Source organism: Nocardiopsis sp. MG754419 (assembly GCF_018207095.1).
Classification (GTDB): Bacteria; Actinomycetota; Actinomycetes; order Streptosporangiales; family Streptosporangiaceae; genus Nocardiopsis.
The window spans coordinates 1-374 of the sequence record NZ_QOCZ01000394.1 but is presented as its reverse complement, the minus strand read 5'-3'; the positions used below and the strand labels follow the sequence as shown (position 1 = coordinate 374).

General features: G+C 67.9%; 1 protein-coding gene. It reads right to left on the bottom strand.

The annotated features are described in order from the left end of the window. Nucleotides 1-337 (bottom strand): AMP-binding protein (locus DSY14_RS28270; protein ID WP_374224075.1); only part of this gene is annotated, 337 nt, incomplete at its 3' end. Nucleotides 338-374: the final 37 nt, after the last annotated feature.

Genomic DNA, 374 nt, shown 5'->3' with positions numbered 1-374 from the left:
GGAAACCGCGGATCTTGACCTGGTCGTCCACCCGGCCCACGTAGTCCAGATCCCCCGAGGACGACCACCGCACCAGGTCACCCGTGCGATACATCCGCTGCCCCGGAGCACCGAACGGATCGGGCACGAACCGCTCGGCGGTCAGATCCGAACGCCCGAGATAACCCTGCGCCAGGGTGCGTCCGGCGATGTACAGCTCACCGGGCACGCCCACCGGGACGGGCCGCAGACGGGGGTCCAACACGTAGACGCGCGAACCACCGATCGGAGCGCCCACGGGTACCGAGCGTTGTCCGGGTTCGACCGAGGCCACCTCGAAACTGGTCGAGAACCCCATGTTCTCCGCCGGACCGTACCCGTTCACCACACGAACC